Consider the following 20854-nt stretch of genomic DNA (forward strand, 5'->3'; position numbering starts at 1 on the left):
TTTTGATGCGATACACAGTCATTCTTGCTGCGCTAATTCTTACCGCTTGCGGCAATGAACCCGCAGAGCCTTTGACGCGACTTTATCCCGGTGAAACCCCTGAGCTGCGCGTGATGATCAACGAAACCGCGGACGCAAACGGTGTACCGCGGAGCCTCGTACACCGTGTGATCCAGCGAGAAAGCGACTACCGCCCCAATGCCCGAAATGGTCCCTATTACGGGCTGATGCAGATTCTGCCTGCTACTGCGCGCCAGATGGGATTTCGCGGACAGCCTTCCGACCTCTTGGACGCTCAGACCAATCTAACATACGCCATTAGATATTTGCGTGGTGCTTGGATGGTTTCAGATGGAAATGAGCCCGAAGCGGTCATGTGGTATGCCCGAGGGTATTATTACGAGGCGCGAAACAGATGCATGCTTGTGGCCACCGGGCTTAGGGATACTGAGGTGCGAAAGTACTGCGGATGAAGCCTTCTCTGACATTCTTATTCCCCTCTGGAACTGAGACTTTTGGGCAAATTGCTAACTTTGAGTTATTTGTCATGGCCCCGGAAAAGCTAGTTGTCGGGCGTGCGAGCGCTTCCTCAGGAGAGGCTCCAATTCTGCAAACGACCTAGTCCTCCGGGGCAAGTAGTTTGCACTGGTGTGGAAAGACGGGAGACTGGCACCGAAATTCCTACCTGTGCGTTGCTTTAGGTGTCGTCTGGTGACACGCCCTGCCTATTATCAGAAGTTGGTTCAATCTCCCGAATTGCCAACTCCGCGATTTTTCGAACCAGATACCAAACGCTGCTCCGGCGTGTATGCCCCTTGATCCAGCCAGTCACACCCTGAGCCGGGATCCTACCGCTAGTGTGGATGAGGATCTGGCGCGATTGCGCAGGCAGATGATGGCTGTGTTTGAGCGGTGAAGTCTGTTTGACAGAAATATGCAGAAACCGAGTTTGTTGAATTTCCGCTACGCGTAGCGGCAGATAACAGATTTGCAGAGCAGTTGTACTTGTCGGTGGGATTTTCTCCAACGGGTATCGGTATTCGAAGACCTAGTTAGTACCCGTATTTCAGTATGCTCTTGGCCATTCGTATTTATGGATGGGCTGCTTGGTATTGTCTCTGAATTCTCAGAAGAGAATGGACATTTAAGTGCCCTGATCTCGCTATTCTTGCCGGAGGCAGAAAAAGCAGGTGAGACACGAATTTGCCAGATGCTGTACGACGTATAAGTGACCAAAAGCTAACACTAAGCTGCCATCAGACCACCAGCATCGCCTGCGATACCGACTATGCAATCATCGCCAATTTGAATGCGATTTGCCGGGCTTTCCCCTCCGAGTTCCAGTTTCGGTGTGGTTAACCAGAACGCGCATTGCCACGGGGTCATTTCACGTGGCAGGGCTTTCAACACTTTTTCCATCAAAGGAAGCGGGGTTCCATCCTGAGCAAACTGGAAAGATGGATAGGCGTTGGCTCCTTTGTAAGGTAAAGAAAGTACCTTCCCGGTTCGTGTCCAGATGTCAGCTATCCGCGTGATCTGCCAGGAGCCCTTCTGCCATTGTGCGTGCACGCCTACATCGTCCAGCAACGGATACTCACGCGCAAAATCATCCATCCGGATGTCATTGACCGCGCAACAATGCCCCTCGAAATTATGCAAATACATCTACTCACTCACTGAACTCACTAACAACTCATGAAACGATACTGCCAAAAAACCGTTCTAACCAAAGTTAAGAAGTTCACATTGGGCAAATTAAACTTCAGCTGCCCTCGTTTTTTTGCCTAGCGCGCTGAAATTATTGTTGGTTTGCTTACGATGACCCGCCGTTCTGATGCTCGTAAAACCAGTTCTGAATTCCTGGCTTTGTTACTCATTGGAGTAGTAATCCTCACAAGATGAGGGCATTGGCCATGAATCTACCGAACCAATCTCTGGTTTGTGAGTGATCAAGATCAGCGCGTTGGACAAAGCCGCCAGTCACTCAGTCCAGTGTTGGAAACTAGTACCGAGCGCGGGCTCTCTTTTCTACGATCACGATCCTCCTCGTCTGACACTCCCGCAAAAAGACAAACAGTCCTGATCCTAAGATTGGCGTGACACCAACCGGGATGGGGAGGTTTTGTATTTCTACCGACCTAAATTCCTTTCTCTGATCACAATACGGACTGACCATTCCAAAAATTTCCTACCGCCACCTTGAATTTCTGGACCAATCATTCCAAATCATGCGCATGAGCAAAAAAACTCTCCCAAATGGCGACATCAAATCATCCGCAGGTCCAGGTAGACCTCGTGCCTTTGACGAAGCTGAGGCATTGGAAAAAGCCTTGTGTGTATTCTGGCACAAGGGCTACGAGACCGCGTCCGTGGATGATCTGACCAAGGCCATGGGTTTGAGTCGGTCCAGCTTCTATGGAGCGTTCGGCAACAAGCAGGCTTTGTTTCACAAAGCCCTCAGCCACTATTCAAGGCGTGGTTTGAAAGCGCTGCGTGACGTTGCTGACGCGGGCGGAGATGACCCTGTCGGTGCGATAATGGAAGCTTTGGCGAACCCGCAAGGCGGTCGTGATGGCTGCATGCTTATCAACTGCCTGACGGAACTTGCTCCTCATGATGATGAAGTGGCGGCTCTCGGGCGGCAGCATTTGGAGAATATTGACGAGATTATTGCGAGAACGCTTGAGCCTTCGGATCCGGGACAGGCCCTCGACAAGGCACGCGCCTTTGCGTCCCTTGCAATCGGAACACTAGCCTTGCGCAAGGCGGGCGTTCCCGCTGAGCAGATATCGCAAACCCTGAAACAAGCCCGGTTGGTGATTTCGCCATAAGGCCTCCCGCCACCATAAGGAAATGAAACCTAAAACAAACTCAATCAAAAGACAGTGACCCCAATATTGGACTGATTGGTCCAATAATATCTGAACGAAGTTTACCAAAGAAGGAAACAGCAATGGCTGATGAAAAACTGTTCTCCGGCATCAAAGCTGGTGCAATCGAGCTGAAAAACCGCATTGTTATGGCGCCATTGACCCGCAACCGGGCAAGAGCCGAGGATGACAGTGTCCATGAATTGCAGGCCAAGTACTACGCCCAGCGGGCGGGTGCAGGTCTGATCATCACGGAGGCTTCGCAAATCTCGCCCCAAGGCAAGGGCTATGCCTGGACGCCCGGCATTTATTCCGAAGCGCAGATCGACGGCTGGAAAAAAGTGACTGAGGCCGTCCATGCCAAGGACGGGAAGATTGTAATCCAGCTTTGGCATGTGGGCCGGATTTCGCATTACAGCTTGCAGCAGGGTGGTGGCGCCCCTGTTGCACCATCCGCAATTGGAGCTAAGGCCAAGACGTTTGATGGTGAGCAGTTTGTTGAAACATCTGAACCGCGGGCTCTGGCCATCGAAGAAATTGCGAACATTGTTTCCGACTACCGGAGGGCCGCGGAAAACGCCAAAGAGGCTGGTTTCGACGGTGTCGAGGTCCACGCAGCCAATGGATATCTGATCGATCAGTTCCTGCGGGACGAGTCCAACAGGCGTGAAGACGAATACGGCGGTCCTGTCGAGAACAGAGCGCGATTCCTGAAGGAAGTCATGGACGTGGTTGTCGACGTGTGGGGCGCCGACCGCGTTGGTGTTCGCCTCAGCCCGTTCTCGGACGCCAACAACATCTCCGACAGCGACCCGCAGGCGACGTTTTCCCATGCGATCAAATTGTTGAATAGCTATGGGTTGGCCTATCTCCATCTCGTGGAAGGACAGACCGGCGGCCCGCGCGATATTCCGGAAGGTGGCGATCTGAAGGCGCTCTATGAGTTGTTTGACGGTGCGAAAATGGGCAACAACGCTTATGACCGGGAAATGGCGGTCGAAGCGGTTGAAACCGGAGCCGTCGATCTGGTGGCTTTTGGCCGACCGTTCATTTCCAACCCGGATCTTGTCAGTCGGCTGGAGAAAGACGCCTCGCTGAATGAGCTGGATGCAACTACCCTCTACGGCGGTAACGAAAAAGGATACACCGACTACCCAGCACTAGAAGAGGAAGCGGTTGCCGCAGAGTGATGCATCACTCTTAACTCCTTGGTAACAGGCAATACCAAATAGAGTGAGCGCGCCGGTTTGGACGCGCTCACTTCGAGGTTACGGCAACACCCTTTCTTGAAGCGGGGTTCTGTCACAAGTCTACGCATGGACTGCTTCCCTCCGATTGCGGTGATTAAGAGAGGCTTTTGAGTTTATCTTCAGCGTCTCTTTGAGTTGGCGAAATCCAGGTTTCAGCAGATACCACGTCCGAGAAAACGAGCTGCGTGAGCCGACGTGATAGATTTTGGACTTATCTGCCGCGCAGAGTTGGTTCTTCGTATTTGCTGCTGGTCAGGTAACGTTAGGTTGGGAGTACGATATGGAATTACCAACACTGACGTACGAAATGATAGCCGTACTGAGTCTATTGTCTTTTACGGTCTTACTTTTTGTTACCGAGATTATACGGATCGATGTTTCAGCAATTCTTGTAATGGTACTGCTTGGCGCACTGAGCTATCTACCGGGGCTAGGTAATCTCGCCGATATATCCAAGCTCTTTGAAGGTTTCTCCTCCAACGCTGTGATGTCCATCATCGCAGTGATGGTAATTGGGGCTGGGCTTGATAAGACTGGACTTATGTCAAAGGTCGCGGCCTTGATCCTCAAGAATGGTGGCACTACAGAGGCCCGGATAATCCCCATAATTTCAACAACGGTTGGTGTCATCAGCTCTTTCATGCAGAACGTCGGAGCTGCCGCGCTTTTTCTGCCTGTTGTTAGCCGCATCTCAGCACGTACGGAAATCCCGATGAGTAGGTTGCTGATGCCCATGGGGTTTTGCGCGATTCTGGGTGGTACGATCACATTGGTCGGGTCGTCGCCCCTCATCCTGTTGAATGACTTGATCGTTTCGGCAAATTCATCCCTTCCGGCTGACCAACAAATGGAGACATTTGGGTTGTTTTCAGTCACGCCTATCGGTGTGATGCTGGTGCTGACAGGGGTTCTTTACTTTGTGCTCTTTGGTCGTTGGGTCCTTCCAGCGCAGCGAGAACGTGGAGAAGACGCAAGCTCAGCTCGTTCCATGCAGACCTATGTAGAAAACACCTATGGGCTTAGGGCCGATATGTTCGAGATTCGTGTTCCAGAAGGCTCGATCTTGATTGGACAAACGCTCGCGGATGTCATGGTCGCCCATAATATTTACATTCTTGGTACATCCTATCGCGGCCACAAGGTCATCGCGCCGATGGCTGATACAAAGATCGAAGCCCCGGCGCGGCTCGCAGTGCTCGGCCTACGTCGGGTGGTTGAGCATCAGTTCGCTGAGCCTTACGGCTTAGAGATACTACCCCAACTAGACGTCTTTGCAGATGATTTCGCCGCGACTCAATCAGGGGTGGCAGAGGTTGTTATTCCTCCCGGTTCATCGGTCATTGGCCAGACTCCGATTGATCTGCGCCTCCGTCAGACACACGGTTTGTCTCTGTTGGCCATTCAGCGTGGCGAAGAAACACTGAGCCACGTTGAAACCGAGGATCATGCAGCCACGCATATCGGGCAAGTTCCTTTGCAAGCCGGCGACACATGTGTGGTGCACGTGCAGTGGGATCGTCTGACACGACTGAAGTCAGACAGGGATTTCGTCGTTGTAACCTCGGACTTTCCCCAGGAAGAGTTGCGGCCACACAAGGTCGGATGGGCGCTCGCCTTCTTCCTAATAGCGTTGAGCTTAATTTTGTTCTCTGATCTGCGCTTGTCATTGTGCCTGTTGATCGGCGCTATTGGGATGGTTTTGAGCCGGGTGCTCTCGATTGATGAAGCCTACGAGTCGATCAGTTGGAGCACAGTTTTTCTGCTCGCTTCGCTGATCCCGTTGGGCCAGGCGGTTCAGAACACCGGCACTGCGGATTGGATTGCAGCGCATGTGTTGGCCCTCCTTAAAGGGTGGCCGCTCTGGTCTTTGCAAGCAGGAATCGCCGTTTTGGCAACGGCGTTCACGCTGGTCATGTCCAACGTAGGTGCAACTGTTCTGCTGGTGCCGCTGGCGGTTTCCATTGCCGTATCGGCGGGTGGTAACCCGGCTGTGTTTGCTCTCACCGTGGCAATTTCAACGTCCAACTCATTTTTGATCCCAACACACCAGGTGAACGCGTTGATCATGGGCCCGGCAGGCTACCGGGTGGTCGATTTCGTTCGCTCGGGTGGAATCATGACTCTACTTTTCTTAGTTGTCTCAATGACCGGACTTGCGCTCTTCTTCTGATGCGCTTCTTGGCGATCCGCATTGCTGAACTCTGCTTCAGCTCAAAAGAACTGGCAAGATGAGGCCTTTGAGACCAATCCTTTTGTCGGAGCAGCAGATCCGAGATCTATACAAATGGAACTTCGCTGCGAGCAAGAGAAGAAGGGCGGCGAACAAATGCAAACCTGACGCCGACATACCCTGGTACTGGACCGTTTTTGTTTTATCGATCACTGTTGCTTGGCCAATACCGTCGGCATATTGGAGAGTTCACAATGAAGTTCCTTCGAACACCTGACCATCGGTTTGACGGGTTGCCAGATTTCGCATTCGGCCCGAACTATCTTGATGTGGATGATACCGAAGGCGGTCGACTCCGACTGCACTATTTGGATGAGGGTCCGGCACAGGCACCGCCTGTATTGTTGATGCATGGAGAGCCCACCTGGTGTTTCCTGTATCGGCACATGATCCCATTATTCAAAGATGCGGGCCACCGAGTTCTGGCGCCTGATTTGATTGGGTTCGGACGGTCGGACAAGCCAGCTGAGCGGTTCGATTACACCTACCAACGCCATGTAGACTGGATGTCCGAGTGGTTGCGGAAAGTTGACCTAACGAGCATCACATTGGTTTGCCAAGACTGGGGCGGACTCATAGGCTTGCGGCTAGTTGCGAGTATGCCCGAGCGGTTCTATCGGGTAGTTGTGGCAAACACGGCCTTGCCCACCGGTGACACTCCCTTGGGCGAGGCATTTCTTTCTTGGCGGGAATACTCGCAATCCGTTCCTGAATTTAATTCGGGACGCATCGTATTCGGCGGCACAACATCCAAGATTTCCGATGAAGAGGTCGCAGCCTACAACGCACCGTTCCCGGATGCGCGCTATCTGGCAGGCGCTCGACAGTTTCCAATGTTGGTGCCCGACAAACCCGACAACCCAGCTTCAGAAGCCAACCGAGCCGCATGGAAAACCCTAAAGACCCTCAACACTCCGTTTCTGACCGTTTTTGGAGAAGATGACAGGGTCATGGCGGGAGTAGACAAAGTGTTCCAAAAGTCGATCCCTGGGGCAGTTGGTCAAAACCATACCGTTGTGCCTAAAGCCGGGCATTTCATTCAAGAAGATGCTGGCAGAGAGCTAGCACAGGCGACTTTGAAATTCATTAAGCAAACCTAGCTGGTATCAGTCTAGTTTCTTCCCCTGTTGCCTCAATTCACACCAAATTTGCGACGCAAGTGCTCGGCCAAGGCCGTTATGCGACGTGGTTGGGCTCGGCTAGGCGGAAACATCATTTGCAAAGGTTTCGGCGGTGGGAGGAAGTCGCGCAAGACAGAAACAAGTCTGCCAGATCGAACATCTTCGCCTACATCCAGTTCTGACTTCAATACGACCCCATGGCCTGCAATCGCCCAATCGCGGATGAGTGAACCATCATTGACTATTCGATTTCCCTTTACCGATACGCGCTGGGCATTTGGCCCTGATCCAAACTCCCAAACGTTGTCGATCATGTCGCCAAACCTCATGACCAAGCAGTTGTGGATTAATAGATCTTCTGGTTTTTCGGGCGTTCCGAATGAGGCCAGATAACTTGGAGACGCACATACGAAACGTTGGTAGCTTCCTAGATTTCGCAACCTGAGCGAGCTGTCTGTGATGTTGCCAAAGCGAACGGCGAGGTCGAAACCCTGGCCCACAAGGTCGACATAGCCGTCCGAGAGGGACAGTTCGATTGAGACGGCTGGGTTCTCTTCGGTGAATTCGGCAATAACCTTGGAAACAATGCTCCGTCCCAAGTCAATCGGCGCGCTTATGCGAATTGGACCAGACAGAGTTTCGGCACCGTGCCGAACAAGTGTATCCAGGTCCGCAACCTCACTGAGTATGCTTCTTGCTCCGTTAGCTAGTGTCCGGCCTTCTTCGGTCAGGCTAATGGAACGGGTGGTGCGGTTGAACAAAACCACTCCGTAATGTGCCTCGAGAGCCGCGAGCCGCTCGGACACTGTCGTGCTCGACATCCCTGTGTCGCGCGCCGCGGCCACAAGACTGCCTTTCTCGGCTATGGTCAGAAACAAGCGAAGATTGTCTAAATGCATTAAACGGTATTTCCGGATTATATGTTCGATTATACTCCGTTTATCCCGAAAAGACTGCGGCGTAAATCTAACGCATCGCGCAAATACACAAGGGACCTATTCCAATGGCCAAGTTGACAATCGTCGCCAACATCAAAGCTAACCCCGACAAGACTGACCTCGTAAAGGCCGAGCTGATCAAGCTCATCGACATAACCCGTGCCGAAGAAGGTTGCATTAACTATGACCTGCACCAGGACAACGACAACCCGGCTCATTTCGTGTTCTACGAAAACTGGCAAAGCCGAGAGCTTTGGCAAACCCACATGGGTGCTCAGCACCTTGCGGCTTACCTGGAAGCAACAGAGGGCGCCGTTGCAGAATTCACGTTGAATGAGATGACAGTCATCGGTTGATTGAGAACCGGACAAAGGAGCACGTTATGAAAGCCGTGGGATACCTTGAGACAGGGTCGATTGATCGGGCGGACGCCTTAATCGACTTTGAGGCCGACAAACCGACGCCGAAAGAGCACGACTTGTTGGTGAAGGTGCAGGCCGTGTCAGTGAACCCAGTTGATACGAAAATTCGTCAAAAACGTGCTCCTGTAGGTCCAATACCTGATATTCTGGGGTGGGACGCAGTAGGGATCGTCGAAGCAGTTGGTGAAACGGTTGAGACTTTCAGTCCGGGAGATACAGTTTGGTACGCCGGGGCAATAAACAGATCGGGGACCAATGCTGAGTTTCATCTGGTAGATGAACGTATCGTCGGGTCAGCGCCAAAGTCCATATCTGCAAAAGCAGCTGCGGCGATGCCGCTAACGACACTTACTGCCTTTGAGATGCTGTTCGACCGCTTGCGAGTTCAAGATGCCGTTTCCGGCGGGACCAATACGTTGTTGGTTATTGGTGGCGCAGGCGGTGTCGGGTCGATCACCATTCAATTGGCCCGGGCTCTTACTGAATTGACAGTGATAGCGACGGCGTCCCGACCCGAGACACAAGACTGGGTTCGAGAGCTGGGTGCACACCATGTCATCAACCATGCGGAACCTTTTGGCTCACAACTCGAGGCTCTCGGTATCGACAGCGTGGATTTCATTTATTCGACAAACCATTCCCAGCTTTATGCTTCCCAAGCTGGAGAGGTGATGACACCTCAAGGTCGCTTTGGGTTGATTGATGATCCTGAAACCTTCGACATCGCGCCGTTCAAACCTAAATCGATCTCATTGCATTGGGAGTTCATGTACACTCGGTCGCTTTTTGGGACTGGAGATATGAACCGTCAAAGCGAAATCCTGAATCAGGTCGCCGGGTTGATAGATGACGGAAAGATCAGATCCACAGCGACCGATACACTTGGTAGGATCAATGCTACAAACTTAAAGAAAGCGCATACTATCCTTGAAAGCGGCAAGGCCAAAGGAAAGCTCGTGCTTGAGGGTTTTAGATGAGAATTGAGCGGCTGGATCATGTGAATATCGTGACGACTAAGTTGCCTGAGATGGTTACTTGGTATGAAGAGGTCTTGGGTTTAAAACTCGGGGCCCGCCCTGATTTTCCGTTTCCCGGAGCTTGGTTGTATGCGGGTGATCACGCCGTGGTTCACCTTGTGGGTCACGAAGGAACGCCTAATGTCGGCTCCGAAGTGAAGCTCAAGCTCGAGCATTTTGCGCTCTCAGCCACAGGGTTGAGAGCATTCGAAGAAAAACTGATCTCGTGTCAGATCCAGTATCGCAAATCCGAAGTCCCGGGATCCCGAATGATCCAAATCCATGTGGCCGATCCTGATGGAAATCACATTCACATAGACTTTGAAGAAACTGAATAAGTGGCTAACCCGCGAAATAGTCGCAACGCAAAATCAAGCCGGTAACTTCTTGCCGATTAGGGATTGAGGTCCTTGCCGGGTTGCTTCCAAGACTTGCGTGGGCCAACATTTTTTGGGCGGTGCAAATGTCGATTTGGAGATCAGTATGCCGGACCTCAAAACAAACAAGAAAAACGTCATCGCTTTCTACGAAATGATGTTCAACGAGTGTCGACCTGCCGAGGCCATAGAGATCTTTGTTGGGGAAACCTATACGCAGCACAACCCGCATGTTGGCGACGGCAAGCAAGCCTTTGTCGAGTACTTCGAGCGTATGGCTGCCGAATACCCGGGAAAGCGTGTGGATATCAAACGTGCCTTTGCTGAAGACGACCACGTTGTTTTGCATTGCCACCAAATCTGGCCCGATGGTCTCGAGTACGCAGGGATCGATATTTTTCGCCTGGATGTCGATGGGAAGGTTGTCGAGCACTGGGACGTTCTTCAGGAGGTTCCGGCAAACAGCGAGAATGAAAACGGCATGTTTTGACTTAACTGTTCTGACAGCGGCGCATGGAACATTGAAAGGTCCTGTCGGCTGAACCACGATAGTCAAAGGGCATAAGTCTGATCCAAGAAAGCCGCCAGAGCGTATTTGTCAGGAACCGTCGAAAGGAGACAAAAATGCTTCCGACCAGAATTATTGCGGTGTGCCTCGTACTTTTCGCAGCTACCTCGCTTCACGCCGGAGTTCAAATTCGCTTCATAGAAGGTGCACCAAAGGACCGTTTTGTTCTGACGAATGTCGGAACGTGCGAAGTAGAAGCCTCAACCCTCAAAATTGAACTGTCGCAATCTACCGGACGCCTGATTTTCGATGTCACCGAAAATGGCGCAGGCGTAGAGGTATTCCAGCCGCTTGAAATCGTTGAGGGTGTTGATGCACTGCGGCAACTTCCTTTGGTGGTGGACGGGCAAAATACAATTGAACTTGAGATCGCCGCCCTCGCGGCTGGGGACAAACTCGCCTTTACCATTGATGTTGATGATACAATCGGGCAACGCGAAATCACCGTAACCGGGTCCGAGATCGAAGGCGCAACAGTGTCATATGCCGACGCAGTTGAGACCAATACTGCAACCTTCTCTTCCGACGCAGTTGTCAACGTAGCGACCAAGGACTGCTGAAAGCTGCCTTACAATGTCGAACTGGATGGTCCGCATAGCATTTCTTGCCCTCGTGATGGGAGGCGGCATCCTGATCGGGACACTGACTGCACCTGGCGAATGGTATGCTCAGCTTTCTAAACCTGCTTTCAATCCACCAAATTGGATTTTTGGTCCGGTTTGGACGGTGCTTTATGTCTTGATAGCCATGGTTGGTTGGCGTCAGTTTGAAACAGACCGAAGTTCGACCGCAATGAAGCAGTGGTGGGCGCAGATGGGTCTGAACTTTTTGTGGTCCCCAGCCTTTTTCGTACTGCAACTGCCGTGGTTTGCCCTTGTGGTCATTGTCGCGTTGTTGGCCGTAATCTTCATGTTCATCGCTCAGGTCAGGAATTCAGATCAGGTCTCCGCATTGGCCTTCCTGCCTTACTTCGCGTGGGTCGCATTTGCCACGGCGCTGAACCTTTCCATTGCGATACTGAACTGAGGAAGAACAATATGCGTGGCAACTTCGTTGGGCTTGTTTCAGGTCTATTTATCATCGGATCTACAATGGCGCAGGCTGATGGAAATCTTGCTGAGGACTTCTCCGAGTCTCCGGAGACGCGTTGGGACTACATTGCCGACACCGTCATGGGAGGGGTCTCTTCAGGGCAGGTGCGGTTTCATTCGGAAGGTGATGTTGCATTCGCGCGGTTGACCGGAACCGTGAGTACAGAAAACAACGGCGGCTTCATCCAGTTCCGACGCAAGTTACCTGTTCGACCAGATGAGGGTGTATCAGGCGTCAGGTTAGTGGTGCGGGGCAACGGCGAGCAATACTTCGTTCACCTCAGAACACGTGGCACGGTGCTGCCCTGGCAATACTATCAGGCCGAGTTCGAAACTTCTGACGAATGGACCGAGGTTTCTTTACCTTTGTCAAACTTTAAGGCTTCAGGTGCCATGTTGCGCTCTATTCCCGTCGCTGACGATATCACCTCAGTTGGAATTGTCGCCTACGGGCGCGATCACGACGCCCGTGTAGATGTCAGCGAGATTGGTTTTTACTGAAGGTCGCCTGGGCGATGGCCCGAAATACGTCAGGGTGTTTCCCATTCGCTGTAGACGCGTGTCCGAGAAGAGCGGCACGCGGCCAGATTATTTGTCAACAAACCTAAAGCTGTGACCCAATTGGTAAAATACTTAGGAAACCGGAAACTATGTGATCCCAAGCTGATCCTGTCGGTTCGGATTCATACTCAAGGACGTTGCCATCATCGCCTCTTGTTGTCCATTTAAGCTGACCGGCGTGCTCTAGCGTCACGTTATATGTGTATGCGGGTAGCGCGTCGTCCAAGGCACCCATAGTCCGTGCGGTCAATGCTGGTGAGTCAATCAGAATTCCCATTTCGGTGTTGATGTTGACAGACCGCGGGTCCCAGTTGAACGACCCTACGAACAAGTATCGGTCATCAACTGCAAATGCCTTGGAGTGTAGGCCTGATCGAGATTGAGCCCAGTTAATACCCCGACGTTGGACCTGATAGGCGTCGGGGCGCAGTTCGTAGAGTTCTACTCCACCGCGTAAAAGTGCTCGGCGTTTTTTAGCATAGTGTGCGTAAACGGGTGCGACGTCGTTAGATGCAAGCGAATTGGTCACGACCTTCACGTTAACACCGCGGCTCTCAAGTTCGGTAAGCCATTTCACACCGTTGTTGCGCGGCACGAAATAGGCGGAGACGATGTTCACCTCACTGTTGGCATTCTCAAAGTACGGAAGCAATTGAGATGCCAGAACGGGACCTGAGTTCTCGAGACCCTCGGCTTTTGAGGGCGGATCAGCATAAAGTTTCGCGGGCAGCCAATCCAGTGACAGGGCTCCATCCGCGAAGTTCTCTTGCGCTGATTTTCTGAGGGCAGCGCCGTACTGCGTTTGCCTCGCTTCCTCGACCAGTTCGTTCAACCGGACTCGTGCATCAGCAAGGTCAAATTCCTGGGGTTCTCCAACGACCACACGAGCCGGAACGGCGAATTCGCTGTTCCAGTATGCGTCAAAGCTTTGCGACACCTCGCGTACAACTGGGCCTGCGGCCAGCACATCCAGATCGGCATAGTTCATTTCTTTCCGAGCCAGAAAATACTCGGCACCGATGTTTCTGCCACCCACTATCGTGAACACGTTGTCCGCCGTCATGGACTTGTTGTGCATTCTGCGGTTGATGCGTTTGAAGTCCGTCAGACCCGCGAACAAAAGGCTCTGATCGCGCCAAAACGGATTGAACAACCTGATTTCAATATTCTCGTGATTGTCCAATGCGGCTGTCATTGCGTCATAGCTGGACGTATCCATGTCATCCAGCAACAATCGGACACGAACACCCCGATCTGCGGCCTGCAATAGGCTAGCTGCAAAAAGGTGGCCCGTTGGGTCGTTGTGCAGAAGGTAGTATTGCGCGTCTATCGTTTGCTCAGCCGCAGCCGCTAACAGCAAACGTGAAACAAGCGCTTCTTCGCCGTCACTGATCAGCTTGACCCCCGACCGACCGTCTTTGGGATCGCCAAGCCGGTTGGCTGCCTGACTAAGAGCTGTGCGCGAGTTTGCCGGAAGCGAGGCCGATACCGTCTTTTCATAGGTGCGAGTTTTTGGAGCGCAAGCAACAAGAGTCAGCGCACACCAAACACAAACCACAAACTTCCATCGCGTCATCAGCTTGCTCCATCCCCGTATCCTAGGTGACTACGTCGGAGCACGCGATTGCAAGTTTGTTCTATGTAGCCTGAGGTTGTTTCGTTTTTGGTGTTGATTTCGCACATCCTACTTTTTCGATTGGCGACTGTGACGGCGCGCTAGTTCGAACGAACTCTGGCAGTTCCCCAATAGGTGGGAATTTAACCAACCACTCGTGGTATTTGATGGTGACGCGTGGATTGCAATATTTGACGACATGCCCATCTTGCCTCGAGGATCGCCGTCGCTGCTCCTAGGCGCAGATAGCATGGTGTTCTGATCGTTTGAGGTCGTGCTTTGGGCGGCGCTGGCTCTACTTAGTCCCGTTCGCTGTCCAAAGCTTCGCGTATGAGCGTCAGATTCGGCAGCGAGTTGCGAAATGGATCGAATCCGAGTTCGTACAAAACAGGATCCAGGGCTTCCGACATCCGCTCCATACAAGCTTTCAAAAACTCCGCGCCTCGCGGTGTGGACCGGGCAATTTTTGAACGCTTGTCATTGGGGTTGGCTTCAAGGGTAATTAAGGCATGACTTTCAAGACTGGAGAGCATGTGCGTCATCGACGTCTTGGGCACTTGAAAAGCGTTCGATAGCTGTAGTGGCGTCTCTCCCTCGGGGCGCCGGACCAGATGGCCCAATATGCCAAATTGGGTTGCGGTCATTCTGCCAGGTAAGAACGCTTCTAGCTTGGTCGAGATCAACTGATTGATGATCCCGACCTCGGTGAAGAACCGGTAGACTTCGTTGGTCTCATGTTCAGGCTTCATTCAGAATTCGTGTCTCCAGCGGCCAGCGGGGTGTGGCAATTGGTTCGGGTCCATACCCCAAACGCAGCAACATTTGCACTGTGTGCCCTGTTGGCGCAAGAAGCTCATGCGCCAGAGCGTATTCATCGGCCATCTCGGGATATTCCTGAAGTGCCTGACTGACCGGATGAACGCCCAGGCCCATTTCGGTTGTCTTCAGATAAAAACGCATCAATCGACGCCCGGCATCGAGTTGATCGCTTCGCGTGTTTGTAGCCGTCGTGATGACCGCGTATTGCGGCGTCGCGTCTAGCATGGCGAAGTAGCCTCGCATGTGTGACTGAGTGCCCGGGTGGTCAACGTTCATCAGGGTCTCATTGTCCAACAGACCTGCTAGTCGCAGTGTTTCCAGCATGGGATCACGCAGTTCAATCCCGTCAGGGTTGGCGTTTATTTCTGCTTTCCCGATCCGTATGAGGTCGACGGATTCTTTCAGCGTCTGCGGTGTACGCATCTCGATTTCAAATGCGCGTTTCGTGAGGTCTCGAATACGGGCCACTAGACTCTCATCGGAAATCAGAGTGGCGTAGTTTTCAAGGACTGACATTTCCGCCTCGGACAGTCGCTGTTCAGTGTACGGTTCTTTGTTAGAATGCCGTTTGAGGATTTGATCTGATAGTGGATCGGATGTTCCGCCTGGCACAAATACTGCTTCTGCGATGGGTCCGTCATCCCCATCTGGCAGTAACTTGACCTCGGTATCGAACCCGAAAGCACTTGCCGCCAGTACCATCGTCTCAACAAATGCCCCGAGGCCAATATAGAGCTGACGGTGGTAAGGATCGGTTTCCGGAAGCTCGCGATCAGGATCGCGGTGGATGCGCACCTTGTCTCGTCCAACCAACTCGACCAGCCAAGGTTGCAAGTTGTGCGGATTGGGGGCGAGAATTGCATAGGACAAAGCAACTTTGCGTGGGTCGTCATACGGTTTTGGCGTCCACGGAGCCAGCGCGTCATGCGGCGTGCGTGTAGCGAGAAACGCAACCGCACCGGTTGCCGCCAGTATTGTGCTTCCGCCTAGAATCTTGAGAAAACGTCTTCGGTTTGGCATCTTGACTCTCCAATAGTGCGATATCGTACTAATTTAATACGAATTCGTACCACATCAACCCCAAACGATGCAGTGATTGGTTGAGTGAATTGAAAAAAGAAAATCAGAACAGCCGGACGCAACCGTGGACTGCCGTGGGCGACAAATATTCGGAGCGCCTTTGATGTCGAAAATTGGCAGTTATTTTAGTTGATTAACGACCGGACACGAGAAGATCAGAGGCTGTTGAGCCGATGCTTTTCGAGTATCCCGCAAAGCATAGCCTGCGCTTGCAGCCTGTGTTCTCGATGACGTTCGCGGGCGGCATCTGGACGACCTTCACTAATCGCTTGAAAAACAACCCGGTGATCTTCATTGGATTTGACGGGCAGGGGCCTGATGAACAACGTAGTTGCGCGCGCGCGACGCACCTGGTCGCTCATCATGGCAACAATCGCTTCGACCCGTTTGTTGCCGCCCAACCGAACGAGCTCCTGATGAAACAACTCGTCGGCCTCGGCCCAGGCTTCAAGGTCTTCGGCTTCGATGGCTTGGTCCATCTTTGCAATTGATCCAGCAAGTACCGCCAGTTCATCTTCGGAATAACCCGCTTCGGCAGCGCGCTGCGCTGCGAGGCTCTCGAGTTCCGTCAGTATGTCGTAAATTTCACGCATATCATCTGATGAAACAGGTAGTATCCGCACGCCCTTGCGGGGCCGCATTTCCAGCAACCCTTTACTTTCCAACATCAACGCAGCTTCCCGTATCGGGGTGCGGGACATGCCCAGAGTTTCGGCGAGTTCCGACTCCAGATGGTCAGTCCCGGCGGCAAGTTCGCCGGACAGGATCATCTGCCGCAAGTCCCTTACTGCGCGCTGCGTATTGGAAAGAGTTTTTGCGTCCTGATCCTTCACGGCGTCTCCAGGTTGATTTTTCGTCCCTCCGCAGCCGAAAGATAGATCTTCTCTTCAATGCGGATCACGTCCAGATAATCTCGGGCCGAGTTCTCTAATGGCATGCCCCGTAGAAGGCCTGAAACGACGTGACTTTGCAAGGCGTGGACGCAATCTCCGCCAAATCCATCATGATCGCTCGGAGGTAGAATTTGCTGTCGCTCCTGTTTTCCAAATGCGCGGAGTTCTACTGACCCGTCGCCGTTAAGAACCAGTGATCCATCTGTTCCTTCGACGAGAGCTTCGCCCATGGTCTGACGCAGGTTTTCGGCGCTGTGGTCAAGGCACCTGTTCCCATCGAACAGAGCTTTCAAACCGTTGGGGTGGTCAAACAGGATGTAACCTGCATCCTCGCCCGCGATAACGGGGTTAACTTGACGCAAGTCCGCATAAACTGCGCTGGGCGCATCGAATAAAAATCGGAATGTGTCTACCCAGTGAACCGCTGTTTCATGAACGAGGAAACGTGGCATATCCTGAAAGTACGGCTGCCGGTCTAGGTAGGCGCTTGGTCCCTGTCCGTCACCGGGTCGAAGTCGGAAAGTCGCTTGTAGAGGTGTTCCAATTCGACCCTCGGTCATCGCTACCTTGATCGCACGATACCAGGGCTGAAAGCGAAAATTCTCATGCACGACAATAGTTGCGCCTAATGCTTCAGCCTCCGAAACGATCTTCTTAGCTTCATCCAATGACATGCAGAAAGGTTTTTGGCAGATCAGCCACTTGATACCAAACCGCAGTGCCGTTCGGATGGCGGCGGCCTGCGCCACAGGTGGAAGGATGATGTCCACGAGATCCGGTTCTTCCGCCTCCAGCATTTTTGACAAATCGTCGTAAGCGGCCAGTCCTGTTTCCTTCGCCTTGTTGATATCACGGTTGCAGGATGCAATCGGAACCGCTCCGGGCATTCGGGACCAGCTTTCGTAGTGGAACCTGCTGAAGTACCCCGCACCCACACACGCGACCCTGATGGCTTGTTGAGTATTCATGCCCGCAATGCTTCCAATACCGACGCGGCTGCGTCCTGCGTTCCGGCGGTGCCACCTAAGTCACACGTCAGGTTCTGTCCGTTCGCAGTCACCTTTTCCACGGCTTCGCTCAACCGTTCGCCGTCGTTGGACAGGTCTGGATGATCATGGGTCAACCCCAACCATTCAAGCATCATTGCTGCGGACAGGATCATCGCAAAAGGATTGGCAATACCCCGTCCCGCAATGTCCGGAGCGGAACCATGGCAGGGTTGGAATACAGCGTGCTTCAACCCGATATCCGCTGACGGAGCCAGTCCAAGACCACCCATGAGACCCGCGCCAAGGTCGGAGAGGATGTCTCCGAACATGTTCTCAGTCACCAATACATCGAATTCCCAAGGCTTTTGAACCATCCATAGAGCGGTGGCATCAACATAGGCATGGTCTGCCTGCAATTCGGGATGGTGTGCAGCTTCTGCATCAAACATCGATCTGAAGAACGCAAAGGCGCGGAACACATTAGCTTTGTCGACACATGTAACTCGACCCCGACCGCGCCCGGTTCTTTTGCGGTTCTGGGTGAGTTCAAACGCGAAACGGAACAGTTTTTCGGACACCTCACGAGTGATCAGCAGAGTTTCACGTGCTTCGTGTTCGGTAACTTCGCCAGTGCCTTGGGTGAAGAACAGTCCTTCTGTGCTCTCGCGTATCAAGACAAAGTCGATCTCTTTTCCGGTGGGCAGCGCCAAGGGGGTCATTTGTCCGCTGCTTACCTTTACTGGCCGTACACCAGCGAAAAGTCCCAGTTGCTTTCGCAAATCGATCTGCGGTGAAATCTCGGTTCCGTCAGGGTAGCGAACGTCCGGCAAACCCATTGCAGATAGCAGAATCGCGTCGGCGTTGCGTGCAGTTTCGAGTGACCCAGCCGGAAACGATTCTCCAGTTTTGGCGTAGTGGCCTGCGCCCGCCGGAGCGTCTGTAAACACCAGTTCGTATGAGGGACTGCTGCGCGAAAGCTGGTGCAGTATTTCAAGCGTAGGGGCCATAATTTCCGGGCCGATTCCGTCCCCGTGGAACACTGCCACATCATAATTTTTCTTCATCTTAGCCCGCTTCCTTCCCGTTTCGCATTCATAGCGCGATAGCAGCTTTCACTACAGTCCGTTGACAACGCATTCTTTAATGTATACGCAAATAAATGCAATAATAAACGCAAAGTTGTTTGGGAGGACTTGGAAATGAAACAAAAGCTAGGGCGGTTGGCGGCCGCAGCCGTGATGGCGACCGGGATTGCAGGGGCAGCTGTTGCGCAGGATTATCCCTATCGTGATATCACCACAGCTGTGGTCTGGGGGGCCGGAGGAGGTACGGATACGATCAACCGAATGATCATGGCCGAGATGGAAAAACACCTTCCAGTCTCGATCAATGTGATCAATCAAACAGGTGGTGTCGCAGGCTCCAACGGTATGGTCTACGTCATGAATCAACCAGACGATGGCTACACATTGGTTGGTCTGTCAGAGTCCAACGTCACCGCTGCTGTGCAGGGTGGTTGGGATAAAAAATTTGACTTTTGGTATCCGTTCATTGTTGGCGGATCACCTGATCTGATCTCGGTTCCAGCAGATAGCCCTTACAACACGCTGGAAGAGCTGGTCGACGCCGCAAAAGCTGCTCCTGGGACCATTCCAGCGGCGGCTTCCGGCGCAGGTTCGATCCACCACTTGAACCTTCTGGCTATCGAAAAAGGGTCCAGTGCAGAATTCAAGTTTGTTCCATACAAAGGTTCAGCGCCCGGGCAGGAGGCAGCAATAGCAGGTGAAGTCGCGTTGGTTGTGACTTCTCTAGCTGAACAGGCCCCGTTGATCGAAGGCGGTCAACTTAAACCGCTTGCGATGTTGACACCCGAAGATGCGCAGATTGCAGGGGCAACAGTGCCTTCTGCCTTTGGCATCTATGACGGTCTCGATCAGTATTTGCCACTCAAGCAGGCCATCGGGTTTGCAGTTCACAGTTCAGCGGGGGACGACGTAAAGGCCGCGCTTGGTGATGCCTTCGAGCAAGCGATTGCGTCCGACACCGTTGCGGAATGGGCAGCGGCAAACAATTACGATGTCGGTGGTCAACACGGCGAAGAAGCTCAAGAGCTGTTTGCGAACCTCGAGGCTACTTTTGCCTACACCTTGCAAGATCTGGGCACAGCGACCGTCGATCCGGCGTCGCTGGGTATCGAGAAGCCATAATCCGATCACTTTTGAAAGGGCGCGCCTGATCGCGCCCTTTCCGACAAGAGGCAGGCAATGGACAAACCTGACGATACACTGATCATGCGGGCGCGCGATTTCTGGGCATCGATTGGTCTGATAGCAATTTCCACCTTTTTCCTTTGGAAGACGTCGGACATTCCGCTTTGGGGTGAAAACCGCGCAGGTGTAAGTGGATCTGATTGGTACAACTCGGCTGCAATTGTACCGCTGTTCATCTTCGGTGGATTGCTTGGCTTGTCCTTCGTCTTGCTGGCTATTTCGATCCGTTCAGGTGGAGCCCAAAACGCGCTCAGTGCTTTGGGGATCGGATGGGATAAGTCGGAAGCCTATCGAGCATCAACAATCGGCCTGATCCTTCTTGCATATGTCGTCGGATTGGTCCCCAGAGTGGACTTCATTCTGTGTTCTGGGTTGCTGATTACAGCTTTGACTTACGGCTACTACGGAGGTCATGCGCGGCGTGCGTTGGTGGCCTGTGTCGCAGTTGTCGTCGCCGGTTTGTTTGCGTTCGCCGTGTTTCCTGCTCAGGCGGATTGGAATGCAAACGGTGATGATTGGTTCACACTGGCCTTGTGGGTCGCGTTAACACTAGTGGTGTTGACTAAAGCGGCTTCCGAACGCGTTTTGCGGTTCGTTCCATTGGTGGCGATACTTGCCCCGCTCATCCTCGTTTGTGCGATGGCCTTTGTTTTCCGGCAGAACGTGCCCGCGCGCGGCGGGCTGATCTTCAAGCAAATCGAATACCACTACTACGTGACGCTTCGTCCGATTTGGAAAGATTGA

General features: G+C 52.8%; 22 protein-coding genes. 14 read left to right on the forward strand and 8 right to left on the reverse strand.

Translation table 11 applies throughout. The features are described 5' to 3' along the window. Positions 1-5 precede the first annotated feature (5 nt). Positions 6-473, forward strand: a complete 468-nt coding sequence (locus tag ACR0LY_RS14950) for a lytic transglycosylase domain-containing protein (RefSeq protein WP_254428635.1) — start codon at positions 6-8, stop codon at positions 471-473. Between the two features lie 772 nt (positions 474-1245). On the opposite strand, the gene ACR0LY_RS14955 is transcribed toward ACR0LY_RS14950, so the two are convergent. Then, the gene (locus ACR0LY_RS14955; protein WP_170352049.1) at positions 1246-1665 is read right to left on the reverse strand and encodes a hypothetical protein; all 420 of its coding nucleotides are present in this window, start codon (positions 1663-1665) and stop codon (positions 1246-1248) included. 569 nt (positions 1666-2234) lie between these two features. On the opposite strand from ACR0LY_RS14955, the gene ACR0LY_RS14960 reads away from it, so the two are divergent. The 4 genes from ACR0LY_RS14960 (at position 2235) to ACR0LY_RS14975 (ending at position 7450) form a co-directional block, all read left to right on the forward strand. Beyond that, entirely contained in the window at positions 2235-2831 is a 597-nt protein-coding gene (locus ACR0LY_RS14960) for a TetR/AcrR family transcriptional regulator (protein ID WP_170352048.1), read from the forward strand. 122 nt (positions 2832-2953) lie between these two features. Continuing rightward, positions 2954-4060, forward strand: coding sequence for an alkene reductase (locus tag ACR0LY_RS14965; RefSeq protein WP_170352047.1), 1107 nt, complete (start codon positions 2954-2956; stop codon positions 4058-4060). Positions 4061-4400: 340 nt separating this feature from the next. Continuing rightward, positions 4401-6290 carry an SLC13 family permease gene (locus ACR0LY_RS14970; protein ID WP_170352046.1) on the forward strand — a complete coding sequence of 630 codons (1890 nt, stop codon included), beginning with the start codon at positions 4401-4403 and terminating at the stop codon, positions 6288-6290. A 254-nt stretch (positions 6291-6544) separates the two neighbouring features. Beyond that, positions 6545-7450, forward strand: a complete 906-nt coding sequence (locus ACR0LY_RS14975) for a haloalkane dehalogenase (protein WP_170352045.1) — start codon at positions 6545-6547, stop codon at positions 7448-7450. Positions 7451-7482: 32 nt separating this feature from the next. On the opposite strand, the gene ACR0LY_RS14980 is transcribed toward ACR0LY_RS14975, so the two are convergent. After that, positions 7483-8370, reverse strand: a complete 888-nt coding sequence (locus ACR0LY_RS14980) for a LysR family transcriptional regulator (RefSeq protein WP_170352044.1) — start codon at positions 8368-8370, stop codon at positions 7483-7485. Positions 8371-8474: 104 nt separating this feature from the next. Here ACR0LY_RS14980 and ACR0LY_RS14985 point away from each other — a divergent pair, with 104 nt between their 5' ends. The 7 genes from ACR0LY_RS14985 (at position 8475) to ACR0LY_RS15015 (ending at position 12384) form a co-directional block, all read left to right on the forward strand. Then, positions 8475-8765: a putative quinol monooxygenase gene (locus ACR0LY_RS14985; RefSeq protein ID WP_170352043.1), complete on the forward strand. Its 291-nt coding sequence runs from the start codon at positions 8475-8477 to the stop codon at positions 8763-8765. A 26-nt stretch (positions 8766-8791) separates the two neighbouring features. Beyond that, complete coding sequence (locus ACR0LY_RS14990) at positions 8792-9808, forward strand: zinc-binding alcohol dehydrogenase family protein (RefSeq protein WP_170352042.1); 1017 nt, start codon at positions 8792-8794, stop codon at positions 9806-9808. Further along, a complete protein-coding gene (locus ACR0LY_RS14995; protein ID WP_170352041.1) occupies positions 9805-10185 on the forward strand; it encodes a VOC family protein in 381 nt (126 codons plus the stop codon). The genes ACR0LY_RS14990 and ACR0LY_RS14995 overlap by 4 nt, the downstream gene beginning before the upstream one ends. Before the next feature lie 145 nt (positions 10186-10330). Then, positions 10331-10714, forward strand: a complete 384-nt coding sequence (locus tag ACR0LY_RS15000; RefSeq protein ID WP_170352040.1) for a nuclear transport factor 2 family protein — start codon at positions 10331-10333, stop codon at positions 10712-10714. A gap of 134 nt (positions 10715-10848) precedes the next feature. After that, positions 10849-11352, forward strand: a complete 504-nt coding sequence (locus tag ACR0LY_RS15005; RefSeq protein WP_170352039.1) for an aggregation factor core — start codon at positions 10849-10851, stop codon at positions 11350-11352. Between the two features lie 13 nt (positions 11353-11365). Then, positions 11366-11818 carry a TspO/MBR family protein gene (locus ACR0LY_RS15010; RefSeq protein WP_170352038.1) on the forward strand — a complete coding sequence of 151 codons (453 nt, stop codon included), beginning with the start codon at positions 11366-11368 and terminating at the stop codon, positions 11816-11818. An 11-nt stretch (positions 11819-11829) separates the two neighbouring features. After that, on the forward strand, positions 11830-12384 hold the full coding sequence (locus tag ACR0LY_RS15015; RefSeq protein ID WP_170352037.1) for a CIA30 family protein: 555 nt from the start codon (positions 11830-11832) through the stop codon (positions 12382-12384). 103 nt (positions 12385-12487) lie between these two features. Here the strand turns inward: ACR0LY_RS15015 and ACR0LY_RS15020 are convergent, their stop codons facing one another. The 6 genes from ACR0LY_RS15020 to ACR0LY_RS15045 all read right to left on the reverse strand — a co-directional run bounded on the left by ACR0LY_RS15020 (position 12488) and on the right by ACR0LY_RS15045 (position 18904). After that, a complete protein-coding gene (locus ACR0LY_RS15020; RefSeq protein ID WP_170352036.1) occupies positions 12488-14020 on the reverse strand; it encodes a phospholipase D family protein in 1533 nt (510 codons plus the stop codon). A gap of 338 nt (positions 14021-14358) precedes the next feature. After that, on the reverse strand, positions 14359-14808 hold the full coding sequence (locus ACR0LY_RS15025; RefSeq protein WP_217353310.1) for a MarR family winged helix-turn-helix transcriptional regulator: 450 nt from the start codon (positions 14806-14808) through the stop codon (positions 14359-14361). Next, the gene (locus ACR0LY_RS15030) at positions 14798-15898 is read right to left on the reverse strand and encodes an Acg family FMN-binding oxidoreductase (protein ID WP_170352035.1); all 1101 of its coding nucleotides are present in this window, start codon (positions 15896-15898) and stop codon (positions 14798-14800) included. Before ACR0LY_RS15030 ends, ACR0LY_RS15025 begins: the two co-directional genes overlap by 11 nt. A gap of 215 nt (positions 15899-16113) precedes the next feature. Beyond that, a complete protein-coding gene (locus ACR0LY_RS15035) occupies positions 16114-16791 on the reverse strand; it encodes a GntR family transcriptional regulator (RefSeq protein WP_170352034.1) in 678 nt (225 codons plus the stop codon). Then, positions 16788-17819, reverse strand: coding sequence for a Gfo/Idh/MocA family protein (locus tag ACR0LY_RS15040; RefSeq protein ID WP_170352033.1), 1032 nt, complete (start codon positions 17817-17819; stop codon positions 16788-16790). Before ACR0LY_RS15040 ends, ACR0LY_RS15035 begins: the two co-directional genes overlap by 4 nt. Next, complete coding sequence (locus tag ACR0LY_RS15045; protein WP_170352032.1) at positions 17816-18904, reverse strand: isocitrate/isopropylmalate dehydrogenase family protein; 1089 nt, start codon at positions 18902-18904, stop codon at positions 17816-17818. Before ACR0LY_RS15045 ends, ACR0LY_RS15040 begins: the two co-directional genes overlap by 4 nt. Before the next feature lie 135 nt (positions 18905-19039). On the opposite strand from ACR0LY_RS15045, the gene ACR0LY_RS15050 reads away from it, so the two are divergent. Both ACR0LY_RS15050 and ACR0LY_RS15055 read left to right on the forward strand, forming a co-directional pair. Then, positions 19040-20047 carry a Bug family tripartite tricarboxylate transporter substrate binding protein gene (locus tag ACR0LY_RS15050; RefSeq protein WP_170352031.1) on the forward strand — a complete coding sequence of 336 codons (1008 nt, stop codon included), beginning with the start codon at positions 19040-19042 and terminating at the stop codon, positions 20045-20047. A gap of 57 nt (positions 20048-20104) precedes the next feature. Then, positions 20105-20854 carry a hypothetical protein gene (locus ACR0LY_RS15055; protein ID WP_170352030.1) on the forward strand — a complete coding sequence of 250 codons (750 nt, stop codon included), beginning with the start codon at positions 20105-20107 and terminating at the stop codon, positions 20852-20854.

It is taken from the genome of Ruegeria sp. BC5 (genome assembly GCF_056539205.1).

Coding starts and splice junctions, on each gene's coding strand:
- ACR0LY_RS14975 (WP_170352045.1), top strand. CDS start 6,545: ATGAAGTTCCTTCGAACACCTGACCATCGGTTTGACGGGTTGCCAGAT.
- ACR0LY_RS14950 (WP_254428635.1), top strand. CDS start 6: ATGCGATACACAGTCATTCTTGCTGCGCTAATTCTTACCGCTTGCGGC.
- ACR0LY_RS15025 (WP_217353310.1), bottom strand. CDS start 14,808: ATGAAGCCTGAACATGAGACCAACGAAGTCTACCGGTTCTTCACCGAG.
- ACR0LY_RS14990 (WP_170352042.1), top strand. CDS start 8,792: ATGAAAGCCGTGGGATACCTTGAGACAGGGTCGATTGATCGGGCGGAC.
- ACR0LY_RS14960 (WP_170352048.1), top strand. CDS start 2,235: ATGAGCAAAAAAACTCTCCCAAATGGCGACATCAAATCATCCGCAGGT.
- ACR0LY_RS14955 (WP_170352049.1), bottom strand. CDS start 1,665: ATGTATTTGCATAATTTCGAGGGGCATTGTTGCGCGGTCAATGACATC.
- ACR0LY_RS15020 (WP_170352036.1), bottom strand. CDS start 14,020: ATGACGCGATGGAAGTTTGTGGTTTGTGTTTGGTGTGCGCTGACTCTT.
- ACR0LY_RS15000 (WP_170352040.1), top strand. CDS start 10,331: ATGCCGGACCTCAAAACAAACAAGAAAAACGTCATCGCTTTCTACGAA.
- ACR0LY_RS15050 (WP_170352031.1), top strand. CDS start 19,040: ATGAAACAAAAGCTAGGGCGGTTGGCGGCCGCAGCCGTGATGGCGACC.
- ACR0LY_RS15055 (WP_170352030.1), top strand. CDS start 20,105: ATGGACAAACCTGACGATACACTGATCATGCGGGCGCGCGATTTCTGG.
- ACR0LY_RS14970 (WP_170352046.1), top strand. CDS start 4,401: ATGGAATTACCAACACTGACGTACGAAATGATAGCCGTACTGAGTCTA.
- ACR0LY_RS14965 (WP_170352047.1), top strand. CDS start 2,954: ATGGCTGATGAAAAACTGTTCTCCGGCATCAAAGCTGGTGCAATCGAG.
- ACR0LY_RS15040 (WP_170352033.1), bottom strand. CDS start 17,819: ATGAATACTCAACAAGCCATCAGGGTCGCGTGTGTGGGTGCGGGGTAC.
- ACR0LY_RS15005 (WP_170352039.1), top strand. CDS start 10,849: ATGCTTCCGACCAGAATTATTGCGGTGTGCCTCGTACTTTTCGCAGCT.
- ACR0LY_RS15045 (WP_170352032.1), bottom strand. CDS start 18,904: ATGAAGAAAAATTATGATGTGGCAGTGTTCCACGGGGACGGAATCGGC.
- ACR0LY_RS15010 (WP_170352038.1), top strand. CDS start 11,366: ATGTCGAACTGGATGGTCCGCATAGCATTTCTTGCCCTCGTGATGGGA.
- ACR0LY_RS14985 (WP_170352043.1), top strand. CDS start 8,475: ATGGCCAAGTTGACAATCGTCGCCAACATCAAAGCTAACCCCGACAAG.
- ACR0LY_RS14980 (WP_170352044.1), bottom strand. CDS start 8,370: ATGCATTTAGACAATCTTCGCTTGTTTCTGACCATAGCCGAGAAAGGC.
- ACR0LY_RS14995 (WP_170352041.1), top strand. CDS start 9,805: ATGAGAATTGAGCGGCTGGATCATGTGAATATCGTGACGACTAAGTTG.
- ACR0LY_RS15030 (WP_170352035.1), bottom strand. CDS start 15,898: ATGCCAAACCGAAGACGTTTTCTCAAGATTCTAGGCGGAAGCACAATA.
- ACR0LY_RS15015 (WP_170352037.1), top strand. CDS start 11,830: ATGCGTGGCAACTTCGTTGGGCTTGTTTCAGGTCTATTTATCATCGGA.